The 22744-nt window shown below is 68.8% G+C and carries 19 protein-coding genes; 9 read left to right on the forward strand and 10 right to left on the reverse strand.

The genetic code is table 11. The features are described 5' to 3' along the window. Positions 1–20 precede the first annotated feature (20 nt). The 3 genes from H609_RS0104340 (at position 21) to H609_RS0104350 (ending at position 2548) form a co-directional block, all read left to right on the forward strand. Entirely contained in the window at positions 21–833 is an 813-nt protein-coding gene (locus tag H609_RS0104340; RefSeq protein WP_018865717.1) for a slipin family protein, read from the forward strand. 3 nt (positions 834–836) lie between these two features. After that, complete coding sequence (xerD, locus tag H609_RS0104345; protein ID WP_018876448.1) at positions 837–1742, forward strand: site-specific tyrosine recombinase XerD; 906 nt, start codon at positions 837–839, stop codon at positions 1740–1742. A gap of 92 nt (positions 1743–1834) precedes the next feature. Next, on the forward strand, positions 1835–2548 hold the full coding sequence (locus H609_RS0104350) for a DsbC family protein (protein WP_018881289.1): 714 nt from the start codon (positions 1835–1837) through the stop codon (positions 2546–2548). A gap of 290 nt (positions 2549–2838) precedes the next feature. Here H609_RS0104350 and trxA read toward each other — a convergent pair whose 3' ends face one another. After that, positions 2839–3714: a thioredoxin gene (gene trxA / locus H609_RS0104355; protein WP_028484389.1), complete on the reverse strand. Its 876-nt coding sequence runs from the start codon at positions 3712–3714 to the stop codon at positions 2839–2841. Between the two features lie 327 nt (positions 3715–4041). Here trxA and parE point away from each other — a divergent pair, with 327 nt between their 5' ends. Then, the gene (parE, locus tag H609_RS0104360) at positions 4042–5928 is read left to right on the forward strand and encodes a DNA topoisomerase IV subunit B (protein WP_018881288.1); all 1887 of its coding nucleotides are present in this window, start codon (positions 4042–4044) and stop codon (positions 5926–5928) included. A gap of 118 nt (positions 5929–6046) precedes the next feature. Further along, entirely contained in the window at positions 6047–7261 is a 1215-nt protein-coding gene (locus H609_RS0104365; protein ID WP_231367122.1) for a hypothetical protein, read from the forward strand. Between the two features lie 92 nt (positions 7262–7353). On the opposite strand, the gene H609_RS0104370 is transcribed toward H609_RS0104365, so the two are convergent. The 4 genes from H609_RS0104370 to H609_RS0104385 all read right to left on the reverse strand — a co-directional run bounded on the left by H609_RS0104370 (position 7354) and on the right by H609_RS0104385 (position 12438). Beyond that, positions 7354–8094 (reverse strand): PEP-CTERM sorting domain-containing protein, encoded by a 741-nt coding sequence (locus H609_RS0104370; RefSeq protein ID WP_018865723.1) that lies wholly within the window; start codon positions 8092–8094, stop codon positions 7354–7356. A gap of 371 nt (positions 8095–8465) precedes the next feature. Further along, positions 8466–9569, reverse strand: coding sequence for an alkene reductase (locus H609_RS0104375; protein ID WP_028484390.1), 1104 nt, complete (start codon positions 9567–9569; stop codon positions 8466–8468). Between the two features lie 62 nt (positions 9570–9631). Continuing rightward, positions 9632–10825, reverse strand: a complete 1194-nt coding sequence (locus H609_RS0104380; RefSeq protein ID WP_081659419.1) for a glycerate kinase — start codon at positions 10823–10825, stop codon at positions 9632–9634. A gap of 251 nt (positions 10826–11076) precedes the next feature. Then, positions 11077–12438, reverse strand: a complete 1362-nt coding sequence (locus tag H609_RS0104385; RefSeq protein WP_018865726.1) for a GntP family permease — start codon at positions 12436–12438, stop codon at positions 11077–11079. A gap of 127 nt (positions 12439–12565) precedes the next feature. On the opposite strand from H609_RS0104385, the gene H609_RS0104390 reads away from it, so the two are divergent. From H609_RS0104390 to putP, 4 genes are all read left to right on the forward strand, one after another. Next, positions 12566–13168: a Spy/CpxP family protein refolding chaperone gene (locus H609_RS0104390; protein ID WP_231369960.1), complete on the forward strand. Its 603-nt coding sequence runs from the start codon at positions 12566–12568 to the stop codon at positions 13166–13168. Between the two features lie 71 nt (positions 13169–13239). Next, positions 13240–13890: a cupin domain-containing protein gene (locus tag H609_RS0104395; RefSeq protein ID WP_028484393.1), complete on the forward strand. Its 651-nt coding sequence runs from the start codon at positions 13240–13242 to the stop codon at positions 13888–13890. A gap of 96 nt (positions 13891–13986) precedes the next feature. Next, the gene (gene putA, locus H609_RS0104400) at positions 13987–17682 is read left to right on the forward strand and encodes a bifunctional proline dehydrogenase/L-glutamate gamma-semialdehyde dehydrogenase PutA (protein WP_028484394.1); all 3696 of its coding nucleotides are present in this window, start codon (positions 13987–13989) and stop codon (positions 17680–17682) included. Between the two features lie 131 nt (positions 17683–17813). Further along, positions 17814–19289, forward strand: a complete 1476-nt coding sequence (gene putP, locus H609_RS0104405) for a sodium/proline symporter PutP (RefSeq protein WP_018879772.1) — start codon at positions 17814–17816, stop codon at positions 19287–19289. Here putP and H609_RS0104410 read toward each other — a convergent pair whose 3' ends face one another. From H609_RS0104410 to H609_RS0104435, 5 genes are all read right to left on the reverse strand, one after another. Further along, positions 19290–19628 carry a GIY-YIG nuclease family protein gene (locus H609_RS0104410; protein WP_018878065.1) on the reverse strand — a complete coding sequence of 113 codons (339 nt, stop codon included), beginning with the start codon at positions 19626–19628 and terminating at the stop codon, positions 19290–19292. Between the two features lie 14 nt (positions 19629–19642). Continuing rightward, positions 19643–19969, reverse strand: coding sequence for a DUF3634 family protein (locus tag H609_RS0104415; RefSeq protein WP_018876437.1), 327 nt, complete (start codon positions 19967–19969; stop codon positions 19643–19645). Positions 19970–20394: 425 nt separating this feature from the next. Further along, positions 20395–20727, reverse strand: coding sequence for a DUF3634 family protein (locus H609_RS0104425; protein WP_018881281.1), 333 nt, complete (start codon positions 20725–20727; stop codon positions 20395–20397). 107 nt (positions 20728–20834) lie between these two features. Next, positions 20835–21782, reverse strand: coding sequence for a nitroreductase family protein (locus tag H609_RS0104430; RefSeq protein ID WP_018876433.1), 948 nt, complete (start codon positions 21780–21782; stop codon positions 20835–20837). 120 nt (positions 21783–21902) lie between these two features. After that, entirely contained in the window at positions 21903–22742 is an 840-nt protein-coding gene (locus H609_RS0104435) for a hypothetical protein (RefSeq protein ID WP_018876432.1), read from the reverse strand. Between the last annotated feature and the right edge of the window lie 2 nt (positions 22743–22744).

Here is a 22744-nt window from a genome sequence, read left to right on the forward strand (position 1 = left end):
TAACGCAGAAGGAGCAGGACATGAACGATCTCGGTTTCTTTGTCGTCCCGCTAGTCATCCTGGTCGCCATCATCGTGATGTCGATCAAGGTGCTGCGCGAGTACGAGCGCGGCGTCATCTTCTTCCTCGGCCGTTTTCAGTCGGTGAAGGGTCCGGGTCTGATCATCGTGATCCCGGGCATCCAGCAGATGGTGCGGATCGACCTGCGCATCATCACGCTCGACGTGCCCAGCCAGGACGTGATCTCGCAGGACAACGTGACGGTACGCGTGAACGCGGTGCTGTACTTCCGCGTGGTGGATTCCGCCAAGTCGGTGATCCAGGTCGAGGACTACTACGCCGCCACCAGCCAGCTCGCGCAGACCACGCTGCGCTCGGTGCTCGGCAAGCATGATCTGGACGAGATGCTCTCCGAGCGCGACAAGCTGAACAACGACATCCAGGAGATCCTCGATGCCCAGACCGACGCCTGGGGCATCAAGGTCACCAATGTCGAGATCAAGCATGTCGACCTGGACGACTCCATGATCCGCGCGATCGCGCGCCAGGCCGAGGCCGAGCGCGAACGCCGCGCCAAGGTCATCCACGCCGAGGGCGAACTGCAGGCGGCCGAAAAGCTGGTGCAGGCGGCGCAGCAGATGGAGGCCAGCCCCTCTTCGCTGCAACTGCGCTACATGCAGACGATGTCCGACATGTCGACCAACGGCAACGCCAACACCATCTTCTTCCCGCTGCCGCTGGAACTGACCAAGGTCTTCGAGAACCTGGCCGGCAAGTTCCGCGCGGAGAACCCGGACGCCCCGGGCAATGCCGGGAAACCTGGTGGCCAGTAACGCGTGAGCGTCGCCACGGCGGCATCTCCGGCCCTCGACCGTTTCCTGGACGAGCTCTGGGCGGTCGAGGGTCTGTCCGACCACACCCTGTCGGCCTACCGGCGCGATCTGGAGGGTCTGGCGCACTGGCTGGAACCCAGGGGGGCAAGCCTGGAATCCGCCCGTGCGGCCGATCTCCTGGGCTATGTCAGCGCCCGCATGCAGGCCGGGGCACGGCCGAAGTCCATCACCCGGGCACTGTCCAGCATCCGGCGTTTTTATCGCTATCTGGTCCACCAGGGCGAGCGCGAGGATGATCCGAGCGCCGGGATCGAGTCCCCGCGGGCCGGGCGCCCGTTGCCGGACAGCCTGTCCGAGGCCCAGGTGGAGGCCCTGCTGCGGGCCCCCGATATCGACGATGCGGTCGGGTTGCGGGATCGCGCGATGCTGGAACTAATGTATGCCACCGGACTGCGGGTCTCCGAACTGGTGGGGCTGGAGCAGTCGGAGGTGAACAGTCGGCAGGGCGTGGTGCGCATTACCGGCAAGGGCGACAAGGAACGCCTGATCCCGCTGGGCGAGGAGGCGGCCCACTGGCTGGCCCGCTATCAGCGCGAGGCACGGCCGGACCTGATGGACGGTCACCCGCCCTGCGAGGCGGTGTTCGTCACCCGGCGTGGCGGCGGGCTCACGCGTCAGGCCTTCTGGTACCGCATCAAGGCTCACGCGCGCCGTGCCGGCATCGAGTCGCCGCTGTCGCCGCACACCCTGCGCCATGCATTTGCCACGCATCTGCTGGACCACGGGGCGGACCTGCGCGTGGTGCAGATGCTGCTGGGCCACAGCAGTCTGTCGACCACACAAATCTATACCCACGTTGCGCGCGCCCGCTTGCAGAGCCTGCATGCGGAACATCATCCCCGCGGCTGACGTCTATTACCGGACTCCGCCAGATGGCCCGGGGATACCCCCGCGAGGCTGGTAAACTGGCGCCGCTTTTTTGTATCGACACGAGAGAATCCATGTCCCTGAAACGTGCTCTTCCCCTTGCTGCGGCCCTGGCCGTCATCAGTACTCCGCTCATGGCCACCGAGGCCATCGAGGAATACATGGCCCGGGTCATCCCGGATACCGAGATCGACAGCATCCGCGAGACGCCGATGGAAGGTGTCTTTGAGGTCCGTTACGGCACCGATATCCTCTATGTCTCCGAGGACGGGCGCTATCTGATCCAGGGCAACATGGTCGACCTGGAGACCCGCGAAAACCTGACCCAGTCCGCGCTCAGCGGCGTGCGCGCGGACATGTTCGCCGCCATCGACGACAGCGAGCTGGTGACCTACTCGCCGAACGGAGAGACCCGGGGCGTGCTGAACATCTTCACCGATCCGAACTGCCCCTACTGCCGCGAGATCCATCAGGACCTGCCGGAATATCTGTCCGCCGGGATCAAGGTGCGTTACCTGATGTTCCCGGTGCTGGGACGTGATTCCCCGGAGATCATGGACCGTATCTGGTGCGCGGAGGATCGCGAAGAGGCGATGGACCGAGCCAAGGAAGGCGACAAGCTGAGCGATATCGACGGCAGCTGCGCCACGCCGCAGGATCAGCACATGGCCATGGGGCAGCAGCTCGGCCTGCGTGGCACCCCGGCGCTGATCACCGAGGGTGGCCAGCAGCTCTCCGGTTACCAGGAACCGCAGGCCGTGATCGAGCGCATCCTCGGCAGCAACTGATCCGGACGTCGACCGGGCCGCAGCCAGCGGCCCGGCTCGACCCACCCGGGAAGGGCCCCTTTGTGGGAGCGAGCCTGCTCGCGAATCCCCGCCCGCGCTTGCCCTGCACACCGTGGTTCCCGTCGCAGGTGCAGCTCGGATCGATGGTGGTTGATCAACGCCAATCGCCGAGGGGGCTCGGCTCCTACGGGGGGCTTGCCGCGTGCTGCAGGAGGCCAGCCCTCTGGCCGACGGGCGACGTCGAAGTCTTAGCCGTCTGCAAGGATGCTGTGACGGCAATCGGAGCCCGGTCAGTACAGCAGCGAGGCCATCTGCCGGCGGAACTGACCGACCAGCGGGTGATCGTTGCCGAGGACCTCGAACGCGGCCAGCAGGCCCTTCTGGCCGGCCCCGTCGTTGTAGGAGCGGTGCTGTTTCATCAGTTGCAGGTACAGCCCCAGCGCCTCCTCGGCGCGGCCGGACAGCATCGCGTAGGCGGCCATCTGCTCCAGTGCCTCGGGGCGCGGATCGCCTTCCTGCAGCTCCTTTGCCAGCGCCTGCGGGTCGATGCCGGCGGCCGTCTTGGCGAATACCAGGCGGGCACGCAGGGCCTTCGCCTCTTCCTTTTCGCTCTGGTCCAGCGGGAGCTTGCCGAGCTCGGCCTCGGCGGCTTCCGGGTCGCCGGCCTGGGCGAGCGCGCGGGCCAGCTCGATGCGCAGGTCGCCGTTGTCCGGGTCCTCTTCCAGCGCCGCGCGCAGCGTGGCGAGGGCGGCGCCTGTGTCTCCGGCCTGGGCCTGTTCGCGGGCCTTCTCGATCAGCTTGTCGGAGGGCTTCTCCAGGTACTGGTCGATCATCGCGCGGATGTTCGGCTCCGGCTGCACGCCCATGAACTGGTCCACCGGCTTGCCGTGACGGAAGATCATCACCGTGGGCAGGCTGCGCACACCGTACTGCTGCGCCAGGGCCTGCTGCTCGTCGCTGTTGACCTTGGCCAGGCGGAACTTGCCGGCGTACTGCGCGGCCAGTTGCTGCAGCAGCGGCATCAGCTGCTGGCAGGGCCCGCACCAGGCGGCCCAGAAATCCACCACGACCGGGCGCTTGTGGGATTCGTCCAGCACGGCCTGCTGGAAATCCTCCTGGGTCACGTCGAGGATGTCGTTGCCAGTGATGCTCGCGGCTCCTTCCATCGGAAACCTCCTGTGAAGACGGGGATACGGAATCTGTCCTGCATTGTTGGGATCGGCCCCGGGATTGCAAGCAGCCTTTCCCCCGCGGGCTTTGGTACGCTGCGCACAGTCCGGGACGAGGGGACACGCCGGTAACGAAACCCGCCACCCTCGTCATCGCGGGGCGCGCAGCGCTGTGGCGATCCATGCGTGTGGCCCCGGCGCCGGCAGGCGCGGACGTCGGGGCTTGCGTTGAGGGGTTGCTTCGTCGCTTCGCTCCTCGCAATGACGGTGCCTGTTCAGAAGGCCGGGTTCGGCAAAGGGCATGATCAATAAAGGGGTTCCTGTGTGAGCTATTCCGCATCCGATATCGAGGTCCTCGAGGGGCTGGACCCGGTGCGCAAGCGCCCGGGCATGTACACCGACACCACCCGCCCGAACCATCTGGCGCAGGAGGTGATCGACAACTCGGTGGACGAGGCGATCAGCGGCCACGCGAAGCGGATCGACGTGGTCCTGCACAAGGACGACTCGGTCTCCGTGTCGGATGACGGCCGCGGCATGCCGGTGGATCTGCACCCGCGCGAGAACCGCCCGGGGGTCGAGGTGATCCTCTCCACGCTGCATGCGGGCGGGAAGTTTTCCGACAAGAACTACCAGTTCTCCGGGGGTCTGCACGGGGTGGGCGTCTCGGTGGTCAATGCGCTGTCGCAGCAGCTCGAGGTGCAGATCAAGCGCGACGGGCGCGAGTACCGTATGGCCTTCGCCGGCGGCCACAAGACCCAGGACCTGGAGGCGGTGGGGGAGGTCGGCAAGCGCAATACCGGCACCACACTGCATTTCTGGCCGGACCCGCAGTACTTCGATTCGGCGAAGTTCTCGGTGCCAAAGCTCAAGCACATCCTGCGCGCCAAGGCCGTGCTGTGCCCGGGCCTGACGGTCACGTTCCGCGACGAGACCACCGGCGAGGCCTGCGAGTGGTGCTATCAGGCGGGGCTGCGCGACTATCTGGTGGAGGCCCTGGATGGCCTCGATCGTGTGCCGGAGGAGCCATTCATGGGCTCGGTCTCCGGGGCCACCGAGGCTGCCGACTGGGCCGTCACCTGGCTGCCGGAGGGCGGCGAGGTGGTCAGCGAAAGCTACGTAAACCTGATCCCGACGACTCAGGGTGGCACGCACGTGAACGGCCTGCGCACCGGTCTGACGGATGCCGTGCGCGAGTTCTGCGAGTTCCGCAGCCTGCTGCCGCGCGGGATCAAGCTGGCGCCGGAGGATGTCTGGGAGCGGGTCTCCAGCGTGCTGTCGTTCAAGATGCAGGACCCGCAGTTTGCCGGGCAGACCAAGGAACGCCTGTCCTCGCGCCAGGCCGCGCCGTTTGTCTCCGGCGTGGTCAAGGATGCCTTCAGCCTGTGGCTGAACCAGCACCCGCAGCAGGGCGAGCGTATCGCCGAGCTGGCGATCCAGAACGCGCAGAAGCGCAGCCGTGCCGGGCGCAAGGTGGTGCGCAAGAAGGTCACTCAGGGGCCGACCCTGCCGGGCAAGCTGGCCGACTGCGCCAGCCAGGACCTGGAGCGCACCGAGCTGTTCCTGGTCGAGGGCGACTCGGCCGGCGGCTCCGCCAAGCAGGCGCGCGACCGCGACTTTCAGGCGATCATGCCGCTGCGCGGCAAGATCCTGAATGCCTGGGAGGTCGATCCCGATCAGGTGCTGGGTTCCCAGGAGATCCATGACATCTCCGTGGCCCTGGGCGTGGACCCGGGGCAGGCCAGCCTCGACGGGCTGCGCTACGGCAAGGTCTGCATCCTGGCCGATGCGGACTCCGACGGCGCGCACATCGCCACCCTCCTGTGCGCGCTGTTCCTGAAGCACTTCCGCCCGCTGGTGGAGCGCGGGCATATCTACATCGCGATGCCGCCGCTTTATCGCGTGGACGTCGGCAAGCAGACCTTTTACGCGCTGGACGACGACGAGAAGGCCGGCGTGCTGGAACGCATCGAGGCGGAGAAGATGAAGGGCAAGGTCTCCGTGACCCGCTTCAAGGGCCTCGGCGAGATGAACCCGCTACAGCTGCGCGAAACCACCATGAACCCGGACACCCGGCGCCTGGTGCAGCTCACGCTGGACGCCGCCGACGACACCCAGCAACTGATGGACATGCTGCTCGGCAAGAAGCGCGCCTCCGAACGCCGCGCCTGGCTGGAAGGCAAGGGCCACCTGGCCGACGTCGCCGTCTAGGAAGCACGGAGCAAGGTACACGCTCGCGCTCGCGCTCGAGTCGGACGCAGCGTGGATCCGAATTTCCCGGGCCGCCTGGGCTATGATTCCCGGGGCATCGATCGAGCGGGGTTCGGATATGGCGGGTTGGCGGGGGGTAACGGCACGCGGCCTGGCCGTGCTCGGGCTGCTGGGTTTCGGGGTCTTGTTAGGCGGCTGCGCGACGGTGGAATCTCGGGTGGTCGTGGCGCAGGCGGAACGGCCTGATGTCCCCACGACGAGTCCGCTGCGTGAGGGGATTGGGTACGTGGGGGTGCGCAACGAGGTGTCGCGCTCGCGGTTAACGCCGGGGTTCCTCCAGGGGCGCGTCGAGTCCTACTTGCGCCAGGCTGGCGTGTTCGACCCGTCCGATGACAGCCCTTATTTCCTGCAGATGGACGTTTTGGAGCATGACGAGCCCTGGGTTGGTCGCGACATGACCGTGACCCAGCGTGTGCGCTACACGTTGAGCGAGCGCGAGACCGGCGAGGTCGTGTATTCGCAGGAACAGGAGAACGCGCATACCGCCCAGGCCGGCGAGGCCTGGCAGGCCAGCGACCGCATCCGGATTGCCCGCGAGGGTGCGCTGCAGGCCAGTGTGGACGAACTCATCGAGCGACTCCTGCAGCAGGCCTGGGCGCAGCCGGTACCCGAGCCGGAGGGCGAGGTCGTCGCGGAGACCCGGGCGGAGCCTGCCGAAGAAGTGGCCGAGTCGCGACTGCCGGCGCCGCCAGTCCGGGAGCGGGTGCGCGAACCGGCGCCGGTTGCGCCCGTCGAGTCGGCGGCGGCCCCGAGGCCGGCCCCCGAGGTTGTCGAGCCCGCACCGGCCCCGGCGAGCCCGCCCGCAGCGTCCCCGATGGATTCCACGGATGATCCCCTACTGGACGGCATGTGGCGGTTCGCCAATCCGCTCCATGGCTACGAGCTGCGCTTCGACATGAAATTCATGACCGCGCAAACGGCCCCGGAGGGCGGGACCGGGGTCTGGGCCACCAACTCGGGTGCCGACGGCCGTGTCTGGTATGTGCGCAGCCACGTCCAGTACAACGTTGCGGGTGACGGGATCCGCGAAATGGCGACCGGTCTGCGGGACTGGTGGCGCGAGGGGGACACGGTGAAGGTCGGCGTGATCGCCCGCAACCAGGTCGAATGGGAGATTTCCCAGGGTGACCTCAGCCGCATCCATGTCGGGTTGCAGAGTCCGCGGCCTGCGGTTTATACGCTGGAGGCGGTGGACGGCCTCGCCTATCCGCCACACCGGACGCTGCGCGCCTTCGAGGCGGATCGCTACCGCCTGGTGCAGTCCATGCGCTGATGCGACGCCCGGTTTACCCGGCCGCGCAGTTGTCTGGTTTTCTGGCGCGCAGGCGCCCCCGCCGACGGCGGGGGTAATGGTGGACTCCGGGGTTACCCGGCTTTCGGGTCACGCCGGCGCATCACGATGCCGAGTGCCAGCAAACCGATGGCCATCAGGGCGATGGCTTCAGGTTCCGGGACCGGGGTGGGATCCCCGCGCAGGAACTGGATGGAGTTGACGACCAGTTGCGCTCCCGCGCCGGTATCGGCATAGGCGTCGAACAGCGGCCCCAGGAGCAGGCTCTGGCCATTGTTGCCGAGGACCGCTGCGGATCCGCCGGCCAGGCTGCCGAGACCGGTTGCGCCCGCGCCGGCCGTCCAGCCGCTGGACCAGACGCCCCAGCCCGGATTCTGCAGGCCGATCAGGTCCGGGAGATCCAGGAAGATCGGATGGCCGTCGATTTCGAGGGTCGCGTCGTTTGTGCCGGTGCGGTTGTCGGCACCCATGAAATCGGAGAAGCCGGAGCCGGTGTTCCAGGTGGTGCCCAGCACCAGCCCGTCGCCTGCCAGATAGCCGGAAAGACTGGTCTGGACGTCGGAGAACCTAAAACCACCCTGCTCGCCGAAGATCACCATGTCGTACTGGTTGTTGGTGATCAGGCTGTTGAAGGTGGCGGTATTGTTCGTAAACGTGGTTGTGCCACTCAATCCCAGGCTGTCGAGCGCACTGGGTACCACGCTCGTGCCCGCCGTTGCGTCCTCGAAGTGCAGGATCGCGAAGGCGTGGGCGGCAGAGATATTCATTGCCAGGACAAGACCACCCAGAACGGTGGTAAGCGACTTCTTGTTCATCTTTCTTCCTTGTCGACAGGTGACCCGAGGCCGAGGGTCTCGCGTCATGTTCCTTTATGCGGTTCGGGGCGGGTGCCCCGGAGCAAAAATCGTAGCCCGGCGGTCTGCAAGCAATTCAGGGGCCATATCAACAAGGTATTGATTTATTGATCGTAAAAGTTTGGGCTTGGGCGGTGCTGGTTGGAATGTGTAAAAAATACTGACGCCGCAGCCGCGTGCCAGGGGCAGTGGGTGTCGAGTGGCCCCTTGTCGCGCCTCAGCGGAGCGAAGGGGTTACCCGACGCCGACCCTTGCGCGCTGCATGGCGAGCACGAGGTGACTCAATCCGGGGTGGGGTGAATGCCCTGCAACCCGGGTCTCGCACCTGCGGATCAGGTCAGTGCAGGGTAGTCCGTGTAGCCGTGTGCGTCGCCGCCGTAGAAGGTGGCTTCGTCCCACTCGTTGAGCGGGGCGCCCCGGCGGAAGCGTTCGGGCAGGTCCGGGTTGGCGATGAACGGGCGGCCGAAGGTGACCAGGTCGCAGCGCCCGGCTGCGATGCGCTGGCAGGCCTCGTCGGCGGTATAGGCGCCGTTGCCGATGTAGGTGCGGCTGAAGCGCGAGCGGATCGCGTCGATGATGGATTCCGGACGGCCCGTCTCGTGGTTGCCCTGGAACGAGTCCTCCACCACCTCGATGTAGGCGATGCCGGTGGCGTCCAGGGCCTGGGCGAAGGCGCTATATGTCGCGAGTGGGTCGTCGTCGTGCATGCCGTTGAAGCTGCCGGTGGGGCTTACGCGGATGCCGACCCGCTCCGGGCCCCAGACCTCGATCACGGCTTGGACCACCTCCAGTGGGAGACGGATGCGGTTTTCCACCGGGCCGCCGTAGGCATCGCTGCGGTGGTTGCTGCCGCTACGGAGGAACTGGTCCAGCAGGTAGCCGTTGGCCGCGTGGATCTGCACGCCGTCGAAGCCGGCGGCCTTCGCGTTCTGTGCGCCCTGGCGGTACTGCTCCACGATCCCGGGCAGTTCGTCCAGCTCCAGCGCGCGCGGCTCCTGCACCTCGACCATGCCGGAGTCGGCACTGATGAAGGTATAGGCGCCCTCGGGCCGGATCGCGGAGGGGGCGACCGGCAGCACGCCATCGGGCTGCAGCTCCGGGCGCGAGATACGGCCGACATGCCACAGCTGCGCCTGGATGCGCCCGCCGGCGTTGTGCACGCCCGTGGTCACCTTGTGCCAGCCCTCCACCTGTTCCGCCGAGTGGATGCCGGGGGTGAAGGCGTAGCCCTTGCCCTGTGGCGAGACCTGGGTGGCCTCGCTGATGATCAAGCCGGCACCGGCGCGCTGGGCGTAGTACTCGGCGTTGAGGTCGGTGGGTACGTCTCCGGGCTGGGCCGCGCGCGAGCGCGTGAGCGGCGACATCAGCACCCGGTTCGGCAGTTCCAGCGGGCCCAGGGTATAGGGGCGAAAGAGCGCGTCATCCTGCTCGGTCATGGGTCATTCCTTGGTGGGTGTTTTGGCGTCCGGGCCATCGGACCGGATCTGCCCGCGCGCGTTCAGTGGGGTGGCGTTGGGGCCGGCGCGGATGGCGAGTTCGGCGGCTGACGGGCCTCGACCAGGGCGCGGGTGCGCTCGGCGATGTAGCGCGCGGGGTGGGCCAGGGCCTCGTCCAGGGTAATGCTCCCATCGCACAGGGCGCGGGCGTCGCTCAGGCCAAAGGCGGCCAGTTCGGCCGGGTCGCAGGCGATGGAGCCGGCCACCGCCACGACCGGCACCTGCTGCTCGCGGGCGCGGCGTACCACCTCGGCGACGACCTTGCCGTGCGAGGTCTGGCCGTCGAGCTGGCCCTCGCCAGTGATGACCAGGTCGGCCTCCCGCAGCGCGGCATCCAGTCCGATCAGCTCGGCCAGGTAGCCGGCCCCCATGCGGGCGCGACCGCCGAGGACGCAGTCCAGCGCGAATCCAAGCCCGCCGGCGGCGCCGGCCCCCGGGGTGTCGACGGGCCGCTGCAACTGCCCCGCGGCCTCGATGGCGGCGGCCAGGCGCTCCATGTGGGCATCCATGGCCGGGATGTCCGCGGTCTTCAGGCCCTTTTGCGGTCCGAACACGGCCGCCGCGCCATGCGGCCCGGTCAGCGGGTTGTCGACGTCGTTCAGGACGGTGATGTCGACGCGGGCCAGGCGCGGGTCCAGTGTGTCGAAGTCCACCTGTTGTAGATCCGCGAGGCCTGCGGGGTGGGGCGGGAGGTGCTGCCCTTGCGCATCGAGGAAACGCACGCCCAGCGCGGCCAGCATGCCCGCGCCGCCGTCCACCGTGCCGCTGCCGCCGAGACCGATCAGCAGGTGTTCGGCGCCCGCGTCCAGGGCGGCCCGCATCAACTCGCCGACCCCGAAGCTGTGGAGCTGCCAGGGGTCGTGGCGATCGTCGGGGATCCGGTCCAGGCCGCAGGCAGAGGCGACATCGATCACCGCGCGCCGCTCGCGATGATCGCAGCCCCAGCCGGCGCTCAGGTGGGTGCCGGTGGGGCTGGTCACGTCGGACAGGTGCCAGGCCCAGCCGAGGGTATGGCTGACCAGGCGGGCCGTGCCTTCGCCACCGTCGGCCATGGGCAGGGCGCGTACCCGGGCAGCCGGGCGGGCCGCGTGCACGCCCCGGGCCATGGCGGCCGCCACGTCCTCGGCCTCGAGGCTTCCCTTGTAGCTGTCCGGGCAGACGACGACCCGGAGGTGACCAGGGGGACGCTGACTAATCGGCACGTTCGCGCTCGAGTCGACTCTGCGCGCTGACAAGGCGCGGTGAGTGAAGTGTAGCCGAGCTACATGAGCGAACTGCAACGCCGGCAGCGCGCAGAATCGGCCGAGCCCCTTCGGGGTTGGTGCCCCCTGTTCCCCGATGCTGCGTTGCGCCGCTTGCGGGTAGAACCACTACCCGCTGCACGACGCGCCTTGTCTCGGGAAACAGGGGGGTACCAACGCGAGCGTGCCGATTGGTCAGCGTCCCCCTAGACAAAGATCAGCCCCAGGATGTAGATGGTGATCATTGCGCTGATGCCCTGCAGCAGCGTGGCGGTGGTGAACGCCTTGTACGCGGTGGACACCTTCATGCGGCTGAACTGGGTGACCACCCAGAAGAAGCTGTCATTCGCGTGCGAGACGGTCATCGCGCCGGCACCCACGGCCATCACCGCCAGGACCATGCCCATGGTGGAATCTAGCCCCAGCGAGGCCAGCATCGGCGCGATCATGCTGGACGCGGTGACCAGTGCCACGGTGGACGAGCCCTGTGCGGATTTCAGAGCAGCCGCGATCAGGAATGGCACCAGCAGGCCCAGGCCCAGCCCGCTCAGCAGGTCGCCCAGCTGATCGCCGATTGGGGTCTCGCGCAGCACGTTGCCGAAGGCGCCGCCCGCGCCGGTGATCAGGATGATCGGCGCGGCCAGCAGGATCGCGTCCACCGTCATCTGGTGGAAGCGGTCCTTGATGCCGGCCCCCTTGATCAGCAGCAGCGCGAAGATCACGCCGATCGCCAGCGCCACCACCGGGGTGCCGAGGAAGATCAGGGCCGCGGCGAGCATGCCGGGGTCGCTATCGCGGGTGGCCAGCGCGGCCACCGAGCCGATGGAGATCAGTACGATCGGCGCCAGGATGGGCATGAAGGCGCCCAGGGTCGTCGGGCGATGCTCCAGCTTGATCTCTTCCTTCTCGATCTCCTGGCCAGTCGCTTCACTGATCGGGTCCGGTTCCAGCAGCTCGTCGTCGTTGGCCTTCGCGTAGCGGCTGGCCCACAGCCAGCCAACGGCGGCCGCCACCGCGGACACGAACAGGCCGACCAGGATCACCAGGCCCAGCGCATCGGCGATGCCGACATTGCTGGCGGCCGCGATCGGGCCGGGGGTGGGCGGCACGAAGTTGTGGGTGGCGAACAGGCCGGTGGCCAGCGCCACACTCATCGCGACCACCGAGATGCCGGCGGTCTTGGCCAGGGCATTCTTCAGCGAGTTCAGGATCACGTAGCCCGAGTCGCAGAACACCGGAATGGACACGATGTAGCCGATGATCGAGACCGTCAGGGTCGGGAAGCGGTCGGACAGGGTGCGGATGATCGCCTCCGCCATGACGACGGCCGCACCGGTGCGGTCGAGGATGACCCCGATGATCGTGCCCAGCGCGATCACGATGCCGATATAGCCCAGGGTGCTGCCGAAACCGTCGTTGATGACGCTGATCGCCTCGCGCGGGGCGATGCCGCCGATGATCGCCATCACGAAGGCGGCGATTAGCAGGGCCAGGAACGGGTGCACGCGCAGTTTCGCCGTGGCGAACACCAGCGCGGCGACGACCACAATCAGTCCGATAATCAGCATGTCGCGTCCTTTCTGTTTTGGTTGTTCTGGGCCCCGCTCTGGAGTCTAGACGTCCCGTAGTGATCCCGCGCCCCGAGATCGCCAGCGATCTACAATGCGAACACTTTTCACCGTCGAGGGTTCCATCATGCATCGTGTACTCCGCTTTTCCGGGTGGCTGGTTGTGGGGCTTGCCCTGGTCGTTGCGGCACCGGCTGCGGCCAATCCGTACTCCGAATTGCAGGCACGCGAGATCAAGGCACTCTCCGCGCAGGAGACCGAGGATCTGCTGGAAGGGCGGGGTATGGGCATGGCGCTGCCGGCCGAACTGCATGGCTATCCGGGGCCGATGCATGTGCTGGAGGTGGCCGACTCGTTGGAGCTGACGCCCGAGCAGCAGCGCGAGACCGAGCGCCTGTTCGCGGTGATGCGGGAGCAGGCGCGCGATCTCGGCCGGCGCATTGTGGAGCGGGAGCGGGAACTGGATGCGCGCTTCGCGGAGGGCGGTATCAGCAGCGCGACCATCGAGTCGCTGACCGTCGAGATCGGCGAGCTGCGTGGTCGCCTGCGCCACCTGCATCTGTCCTACCATCTGGAGATGGATGCGCTGCTCGACGCGGAGCAGAAGGCGCGCTATCGGCAGGCCCGCGGCTATCAGGGCGAGTCCGGTGGCTCGCCAGGGGCGCATTCCGGGGGCGGCCATCACGACCATCATGGTCATCATCCGGGGCGCGAAGGGCACCACCACTGAGGGCCTGCTCTCCCTGTCCAGGAACTAACAGCGGGTCGCGTGTTCGACTGGGGAGGTGAACGGAGCGCGCGATGGAAGCCCTGAATCTGGATCTGCAGCAGCCGGTGGTGGTGGAGACGGCCGCCATGTCGTGGAGCGGCAGCCGCGCCGAAGGCGTGGTGCGCAAGCCGCTGGAACGCGAGCTGGCGGAAGCGGGCCGTGCGACCAGTGTCGTGCAGTTCCAGCCCGGAGCCCGCTTCCCGCCGCACACCCACGCACTGGGCGAAGAGATCCTGGTTCTGGACGGCGTGTTCTCCGACGAGGCCGGGGACTATCCCGCCGGGACCTACCTGCGCAACCCGCCGGGTTCCCGCCACGCGCCGCATTCGGACCCCGGCTGCACATTGTTCGTGAAGCTTGAGCAGTTCGCCCCGGAGGACCGCGACAAGGTGGTGGTGGATACCCGTTCGGCGCCGTTCCAGCCGGGCATCGGCGGGTTGCGGGTCCTGCATCTGCACAGCTTCGGGACCGAGCACATCGCTCTGGTGCACTGGCCGACTGGCGAGCACTTCCAGCCCCATCGGCACTGGGGCGGGGAGGAGATCCTGGTGCTGTCCGGTGAATTCATCGACGAGCACGGGCGTTACCCCGCCGGCACGTGGATTCGCAACCCGCACCTGAGCCAGCACAATCCCTGGGTGGAACAGGAGACCCTGATCTACGTGAAGACGGGGCACCTGTGACCCTTAGGCCCCGAGGACCCCGGACGCGCCCGTCTATGCTTCCAGTCAGAGGCCGGCGCCCGGTCGAGCCAACCCCGGCACCGCAGGAGCAGGCCGATGACGCAGCCCCACACCCGTCCGCACCCGACACGCGACCCGGCGTCCGATCCCCACCGCGCCCGCATCCGTGAGGCCTACACGGCCGACGAGGCGGCCGTACTGCGGGAGTTGCGCGGCGGCATCCGGATGGATGCCGAGGCCCGCGCCCGCATCGCGGCGGAGGCCGCGCGCATCGTCGAGCGGGTACGCGCCGAGACCACGCCGTCGATGATGGAGAGCTTCCTGGCCGAGTACGGCCTGTCCACCGAGGAGGGGGTCGGCCTGATGTGCCTGGCGGAGGCGCTGCTGCGGGTGCCGGATGCCGAGACCATCGACGAACTGATCCAGGACAAGATCGAGCCCTCCGACTGGGCAGCCCACCTCGGGCACTCGTCGTCCCCGCTGGTGAATACCTCGACCTGGGCGCTGATGCTGACCGGCAAGGTGCTGAACGACGATCCGCAGCGCCCGGCCGCCGCCCTGCGCGGCCTGATCCGGCGTGTCGGCGAGCCGCTGGTGCGCACGGCCGTCGCGCAGTCGATGAAGCTGCTCGGTCGCCAGTTCGTGCTTGGCGAGACCATCGCCCAGGGCATGCGCAATGCCCGCGAGAGGGAACACGAGGGCTACACCTATTCCTACGACATGCTGGGCGAGGCCGCGCGCACCGATGCCGATGCCCGCCGCTATCACCAGGCCTATGCCACGGCGATCGCCGAGATCGCGAACCAGGCGCAAGGCGACGTGCGCTCCAGCCCCGGCATCTCGGTCAAGCTCTCCGCGCTGCACCCGCGCTACGAGTACACCCAGCGCGCGACGGTCATGGCGGAGCTGGTGCCGCGGGCGCAGGAGCTGGCGCGTCAGGCCGCGCGCGCCGGCATCGGGTTCAATATCGACGCCGAGGAGCAGGACCGTCTGGACCTGTCGCTGGACGTGATCGAGGCCCTGCTGGCGGACCCGGAGCTGGAGGGCTGGGACGGCTTTGGCGTGGTCGTACAGGCCTACGGCCGCCGCGCGGCCCCGGTGATCGAGGCGCTGTATGCGCTGGCGCAGCGGCTGGACCGGCGCATCATGGTGCGTCTGGTCAAGGGCGCCTACTGGGATACCGAGATCAAGCAGGCCCAGGAGCTGGGCGTGGAACGCTTCCCGGTCTTCACCCGCAAGGTCAACACGGATGTCAGCTACATCGCCTGTGCGCAGATGCTGCTGGACCGGCGCGACCGCATCTACCCGCAGTTTGCTACCCACAATGCGCACACCTGCGCGGCGGTGCTGGCGATGGCCGGCGACGCCCGTGACGGCTTCGAATTCCAGCGCCTGCACGGCATGGGGGAGTCGGTGCACGCGATCGTCAAGGCGACGGCCGGCACCCGCTGCCGCATCTACGCGCCGGTGGGGGCGCACCGCGACCTGCTGGCCTACCTGGTGCGGCGCCTGCTGGAGAATGGCGCCAACAGCTCGTTCGTCAACCAGGTGGTGGACAGCAGCATCCCGCCCGCGGAGATCGCGCGCGATCCCATCGCCGACCTGGACGCGCTGGGCGACGCCGTGGCCAACCCGGCCATCCGTGACCCGGTCGATCTCTACCGGCCACAGCGACAGAACTCGCGCGGGTACCGCGTCAACGAGCCGGCCTCCATCCTGCCGCTGCTGGCCGCGCGCGAGGCGTTCGCGCAGACGCAGTGGCAGGCCGCACCCATGCTGGTGGAAGGTCACGCGGCGCAGGGCGCGCCGCGCGTTGCGGTCTCCCCCTCCGATCCCGGTGCCGTGGTCGGCGAGGTCCGCGAGGCCACGGCGGCGGAGGTCGAACAGGCGCTGGACACGGCCCTGTCCGGGTTCGTCGACTGGTCGGCGCACCCGGTGACGGCGCGCGCCGATCTGCTGCGCGCGATCGCGGACCGCTACGAGGAACATGCCCCGGAACTGATCGCACTGGCCAACCGCGAGGCCGGGAAGACCGTCTGGGACGGCATTGCCGAGGTGCGCGAGGCGGCCGATTTCCTGCGCTACTACGCGGGCGAGGCCGAACGCCTGGGGCAGGAGGCGGAGCTGGAGCCACGCGGCGTGTTCGTCTGCATCAGTCCCTGGAATTTCCCCCTGGCGATCTTCACCGGGCAGGTCGCCGCGGCCCTGGCCATGGGCAATACCGTGGTCGCCAAGCCGGCCGAGCAGACCCCGCTGATCGCCGCCCGCGCGGTGGAACTGATGCGTGCGGCCGGTCTCCCGCAGTCGGCCCTGCAGCTGTTGCCGGGCGATGGCCCGACGGTGGGCGGGCCGCTGACCGCCGACCCGCGCATTGCCGGGGTCTGCTTTACCGGCTCCACCGAGGTCGCGCAACGGATCCACCGCAGCCTGGCGGACAACGCCGGGCCGGATGCGGTCCTGATCGCGGAGACGGGCGGGTTGAACGCGATGATCGTGGACAGCTCGGCGCTGACCGAGCAGGCGGTGCGCGACATCCTGGCCTCCGCCTTCCAGTCCGCCGGGCAGCGCTGCTCGGCGCTGCGCATGCTCTACGTGCAGGACGAGGCCTACGACCGCCTGCTGGAGATGCTGCAGGGCGCGATGGACGCGCTGAGCATCGGCGATCCCTGGCAGCTGGCGACCGACGTCTCGCCGGTGATCGATGCCGAGGCGCAGGCGGATATCCGCGACTACCTGCGGACACAGGAGGAGCAGGGGCGGCTGCTGAAGTCCCTCCCGGTACCGGAGCACGGCCGCTTTGTCGCACCGTCCATCGTCCGGTTGTCCGGGATCGGCGAGCTGGAGCGCGAAGTGTTCGGGCCGGTGCTGCACGTGGCGCGCTTTCGGGCCCGCGAGCTGGATGCGGTGGTGGATGCCATCAACGCCCGCGTCTATGGTCTGACCTTCGGTCTACATACCCGCATCGACGACCGCGTGCAGCAGGTGGTGGAACGCCTGCGCGTGGGCAACCAGTACGTCAATCGCAACCAGATCGGCGCCATCGTCGGCTCGCAGCCGTTCGGCGGAGAGGGGCTCTCCGGCACCGGGCCGAAGGCGGGCGGGCCGCTGTACCTGACGCGCTTTGCCCGTCGCACGTCCATTGCCGCGGAGCGGCCGGACCCGCCGGAGGCGGGCGCGCAGGAGGAATGGGTGGCCCCGCAGCGCCTGCAGCAGGCCCTGGATGCCCTGGACGGGAGCGATTGGGCCAAGCGCACCGACCGCATGCACCTGCTGCGCGAGGCGCTGCCCGAGCGCACGGGTCTGCTACGCAAGGCCCTGGCGGAGACCGCGGCCTTCGACACCAGTCCGCAGACGCTGCCGGGTCCGACCGGCGAGAGCAATCGTCTGCGCCTGTATCCGCGCGGTCCGGTGCTCTGCCTGGGCCAGGGTGCGGAGATCGCGCTGGCGCAGGCGGTGCAGGCGCTGGGGGCGGGCTGCCCGGTGATCATGCTGGCGCCGGGGGCCGAGCGCGCGGCGCGCGCGCTGCACGGGAAGGGCGTGCCGCTGGTCGGGATCGACGGCGCGCTGGAACCGGACGCACTGGCCGCGCTGGAGGGGCTGGTCGCGGTGGCCGCAGCCGGCGTGAGCGACTGGACCCGAGCGCTGCGTCAGGCGCTGGCACAGCGGGACGGGCCGATCGTTGCGCTGGAAACCGCCCTGATCGCGCCCGAACGCTTTGTGGTGGAGCGCCACCTGTGCATCGATACGACGGCCGCCGGCGGCAACGCCAGCCTGCTGGCGGCGGCCGACTGAGCAGAGCGTGAGGATCACGCCGCACTGACGACGCGAGGCCGCCGGGCGGCACGGCGTCCTCTACACTTGATCGAGACGCGACCGAGTACCACAACAACAAGGGCCATCGGCCTGATACGAGGAGACGCTCCATGGAGATCAACATGCCGATGCCAACCCTGGTGACCTTTGCCGCCTATCTGGCGGCGATGCTGATCCTCGGGATCGCGGCCTACCGCACGACCACCACGCTGTCGGACTATGTGCTCGGCGGGCGCCGCCTGGGACCGGGGGTGGCCGCGCTGAGTGCCGGGGCCTCGGACATGAGCGGCTGGCTGCTGCTGGGGCTGCCCGGTGCGGTGTATGTCTCCGGGCTTTCCGAGTTGTGGATCGGGGTCGGGCTGGTGGTCGGTGCGCTGCTGAACTGGCTGTTCGTGGCCGGGCGTCTGCGCCGCTTCACCGCGCTGGCGAAGGACTCCCTGACCATCCCGGACTTCCTCGAGAACCGCTTCGAGGACCGCACGCGTATCCTGCGCGTGGTCTCCGCGATCGTGATCCTGGTGTTCTTCACCCTGTATATCTCGGCCGGGCTGGTCGGGGGCGGGCTGCTGTTCCAGAGCTCGTTCGGCATGGATTACGAGACCGCCGTGTGGGTCGGCGCCATCGTGATCATCAGCTACACCTTCCTGGGTGGCTTCCTGGCGGTCAGCTGGACCGACTTCCTGCAGGGCATCCTGATGTTCCTGACGCTCCTGGTGGTGCCGATGTTCGCGGTGGTGTTGGTCGGTGGCTGGGGCAGTGTGCAGAGCGAGGTCGCCGCCGTGGATCCGACGCATGTGCAGGTGCTGCAGGGCATGACCTTCCTCGGCATGATCTCGCTGCTGGCCTGGGGGCTGGGCTATTTCGGCCAGCCGCATATCCTGGCGCGCTTCATGGCGCTGCGCTCCGAGCGCGACGTGCCGCGCGCCACGCTGATTGGCATGACCTGGATGGTCCTGGCTCTGATCGGCGCGGTGGCCACGGGCTACATGGGGATCGCCTACTTTGCCGACGCGCCGCTGGCGGACGGCGAGACCGTGCTGATCGAGCTGATCCGCGCGCTGTTCAACCCGTGGGTGGCGGGCATCCTGATGGCGGCGATCCTCGCCGCGATCATGAGCACCATCGACTCGCAGCTGATCGTCTCCGCCAGTGCGATCACCAACGATTTCTACCGCGGCATCCTGCGCACCGAGGCGGGGGCGACCGAGTTGGTGTGGATCAGCCGTGCCGCCGTACTGGGCGTGTCGCTGGTGGCCCTGCTGCTGGCAATGGCGCCGGAGGCCGGGGTGCTGGACCTGGTGGCCTACGCCTGGGGTGGCTTTGGCGCGGCCTTTGGCCCGGTGATCATCCTCGCGCTGTACTGGTCGCGGATGACGCGCAACGGGGCGCTGGCCGGCATGGTGGTCGGCGCGGTTACCGTGATCCTCTGGAACCAGGCCGAGGGCGGGCTGTTCGACGTCTACGAGTTGCTGCCCGGCTTTATCTTCGCGACCGTGGCCATCGTCGTGGTGAGCCTGCTGACCGGCAAGCCTTCCGCCTCGGTGCAGGAGCAGTTCCGGCACTCGCGCCAGCAGCCGCTGGAGTAGTCACGTCGCCGAGGGCAGCCGGCAGATGCTGGCGGCGTGTGCCCAGTCGCGGGCGAGGGCCCGTTTTGCGGCGGGGCTGTAGCGCTTGATGCGCAGCTCCATGCGCAGCGCCTCGCCACGAGAGGCAAAAGGCCGCGCGGCGAGCAGCTGCCTGGGCCGGTGCATCCGGGTGAAACGGGCACCGCGGCCGCTGCCATGGGCCGCCATGCGGGCGGCCAGGCGCGGTGTCACCCCGGTGTAGATGCGCCCACCCGCGCATTCCAGCAGGTAGACGAACCAGGCCCCGGCGTGCTGGCCGGTCTCCCCGGGTGTGGGAGCGGGCGCGGGCGCGCAAGCCACGGGCACGGATTCGGTCAGCGCCGCTTCTTGCGGCGCTTGCGGCCCACCTTGATGCGCTGCAGGGCGTGCTGCAGTTCGGATCTGGCCTCTCGGGGTATTGAGGCCGATCCGCGCAGTTGCAGCCCCTGCTGGCGGCGCACGGCGGTCAGGCGGCCCTGCTGGATGCCGTAGCGGCGAACCACGTCCCGTACCGTGTGCTGGAACGACTTTGGCGGGTCGCCACGGCGGACCCGCGGCTGTCCGTCCTCGATCTCGATGCTGAAGATGATGCTGACCTGCCAGATCAGCACGGCACCGGCCGCCAGCAGCAGCGCGATCATCAGTAGCAGGGCCAGCAGCATGCAGGTGTCTCCTTCCTTTGCCCAAGCGGGCCGCGCGGTACGCGGTTTGCGGTCCTCGCGGCCGTCGGCCGCGTGCCCATAGTGTCGGTCCCGGGCCGCCGGAACACCACCCCCGCCTGGGCAGCATGCCGGCAACACGCAGCATGCCGATCGGGTAGAGCCGGCGATGGCACCGTGGCTGCTGGGGCAGGATGGCCCAAGCGGCGGGCGATGGGTCGCCCTGGCCGATGGCCGGGGGAGCCGGGCATGGCCCCTGCGTTTTCACTCATCCGAGCCGCGAGCCGGATCCTGGAACAGCACATCGCCGCGCCGCAGTGCCGGACCGAGGAGGTTAGCGGAGTCTAATCGTGCTTGACGGAACCGGCGCCAGCCCGGCGTTCAAGGGAGCCCATTGATCGGAAGCGTGGCCGCAAGCCGGTGCGGCGTTATCCCGTCGCCCGCATGCCGCCGCCACCGCCGCCGCCCGGCGGGGGTGTCCAGACGTTGCGAAAGGCCTGGTGTGTCTTCTTCGGGAGATCGCGGGAGAAACGCAGCTGCACGCCGGCGTCGGTGCGCACGGCGGTGATCCGGCCGCGCTTCAGCCGGAACTGGCGCGCGACCTCCTCGCAGCCGCGCAGGAACGCGGTCGGCGGCTTGCCGCGCCGCACGCGGGCCGCACCATCGCGCAGTTCCACCGCAAACACCTGCCGTGCATGCCAGAGCATCAGCGCCAGGCCAAGGCCCAGCAGGGCGAACATAACGAGCAGGGTGAGCAGCATGACGATTAATGGCGGCGGACGGGAGGTGAACGGGGGTTCAGTGTAGCGCACGCCATTCATGCCCCTGCCGCGTGTCGTCTCGAATGGAGCGCGGGCGGGCGTTGCCCTCAGCGCTTCAGCATCTCGTCCAGCGGGCGTCGCGGCGTGGGGTGGGGCGTGCCGTCCGGGCGGCCGAGCGCGAACAGCAGTTGTGGCTGGCCCTCGCCCAGCAGTTCGGCGAGTTTCGGGCGCCATTCGGCCAGCTGGATCGGCTGATTCAGATAACGGGCGCAGAGCCCGTGCCGCGCGGCCTCGAGCAGTACGCGCTGCAGGGCCTGTCCGGCCGTCAGCCACTGCATCGGGCCCTCGATCCCGGTGCCCAGTGCCAGCAGCACCGGGGCGGCCCGGGCCGCGCGGGCCTCGTCTCGGGCCATCGCCCGGGCGGATACCAGGTGGCGCACGCTCCAGCGCGTCAGACCGCCGCTCAACCGACCGACCGCCAGGCCGTCGCCGCGCGAGGGCGTGCGCATCCAGTGCGTCAGCTCGCGCCGCCAGGCCGGGTTCTTCCACTGTGCCGCCGTCGCCGCCCGGACCAGCTCGGCGACCTCCCCGCGGCATTCCGGGTCCGTGACCGGGCGCAGCCAGGCCCCTTCCTGGCGGGCGGCCTGCACGAGGGTTGCGATGATGTCCGGGGCGGGTGCGTCGGGACGAAACCGGCCGCGCCAGGAGTGGCGTGCGCCAATACAGTCCCGCAGGGGTGCCAGCTCCTGCCGGTCCGGCCCGCCGTGGTGCCCGGTCAGCAGGCGTACGAACGGGCCGTCGCCCGCCTGTTCCGGGCGCACGTTCAGGCCCTGGCCGTCCGCGGCGGCGGCCACGCGCAGGTTCAGCACCGCGCAGCCACAGCTGATGATGCGCTCGCGCCCGGTCGGGTCGTTCACGGGCAGCGAGCGCGCCGGATCGGTCCAGACCTCGATTCCCGCGCGATCCACGCGGAACCGCCAGGGCTGGGTGTTGTGCGAGGAGGGCGCCTGCCCGGCCAGGCGCAGCCACTCGCGGATGACGGGGTCGATCTCCATGCCGCCAACATACCCCCGCCCTGCGCAGCTGGCGACTGCTGCCGGGGCAGCCGCAAGCAGATCACGACGTTGTTCCTGTCCCGCTCGGGCTGCCGGCGGTTATGGGCCGGGCGTCAGGGGTTACAGCGTGTGGCCGGTCAGGTGCTGGTAGAGGGCGAAGCCGGCGTCGCGATCCTGGCAGCGCAGGATGGCGGCGCGGCCCGGGGTGGACGGGTCCGGCTGCAGATTCACGCCGGCTGCCTCGGCGGCTCGGAAGTCGGCGTCCCGCAGCTCGATCTCGCCGAATACCGAGATGACGAAGCCGCCGGGGATCGGCGGGGGCGGGGTGAACGGTTCGCCGTCTGCCAGCGCCACCCAGGCCGGGATGAAGGCCGGGCCGTAGAAGTCAAAGAAGCCGTTGGAGCCGCGCAGGTGGGCCTCGATCGGTCGCTCGCCAATCAGCTCGATGTTGCAGATGCCGCTGTATCCGGTCAGGTTGCGCCGCACCCAGTCGGCGATCCACGGCTCAACCTCGGGCACGGCGGCGCCGATCTCCCAGTAGATCGGACGTGCGGCGTCCTTCTCGTCCGAGCCGCGGGTGTGGGCGAACCAGCGCACCTCGCCGTTCTCCACCAGGCAGTCGGTGCTGGTGTGGGCGCCCTCCAGGCGCTGGCACCAGAAGCTGCCGGGCTCGGCCGGCACCTCGCCAGCGGGCAGGGCACGCGCATCCAGCCCCATGCCGGCGAGGTTGGTGATCGGCTTCACGAACACCGTGTCCGCCGCGTCCAGCCCCAGGTCCGTGGGCGCGACCCCGCAGGGCGCGGCGGTCAGGCCCGCATCCAGGGCCAGGCGCAGCTTGTCGTAGACATGCCGATGCGCGGGGTTCAAGCGCCAGGCGGCGGCATCCGACACCGCCACCTCGCGACGCGGCTGCGGCCGGAAGAGGTGCCGGCGCTCGGGCAGAACACCAACGAAGGGCACGG

Source organism: Thioalkalivibrio sp. ALE17 (assembly GCF_000425605.1).
GTDB lineage: Bacteria > Pseudomonadota > Gammaproteobacteria > Ectothiorhodospirales > Ectothiorhodospiraceae > Thioalkalivibrio.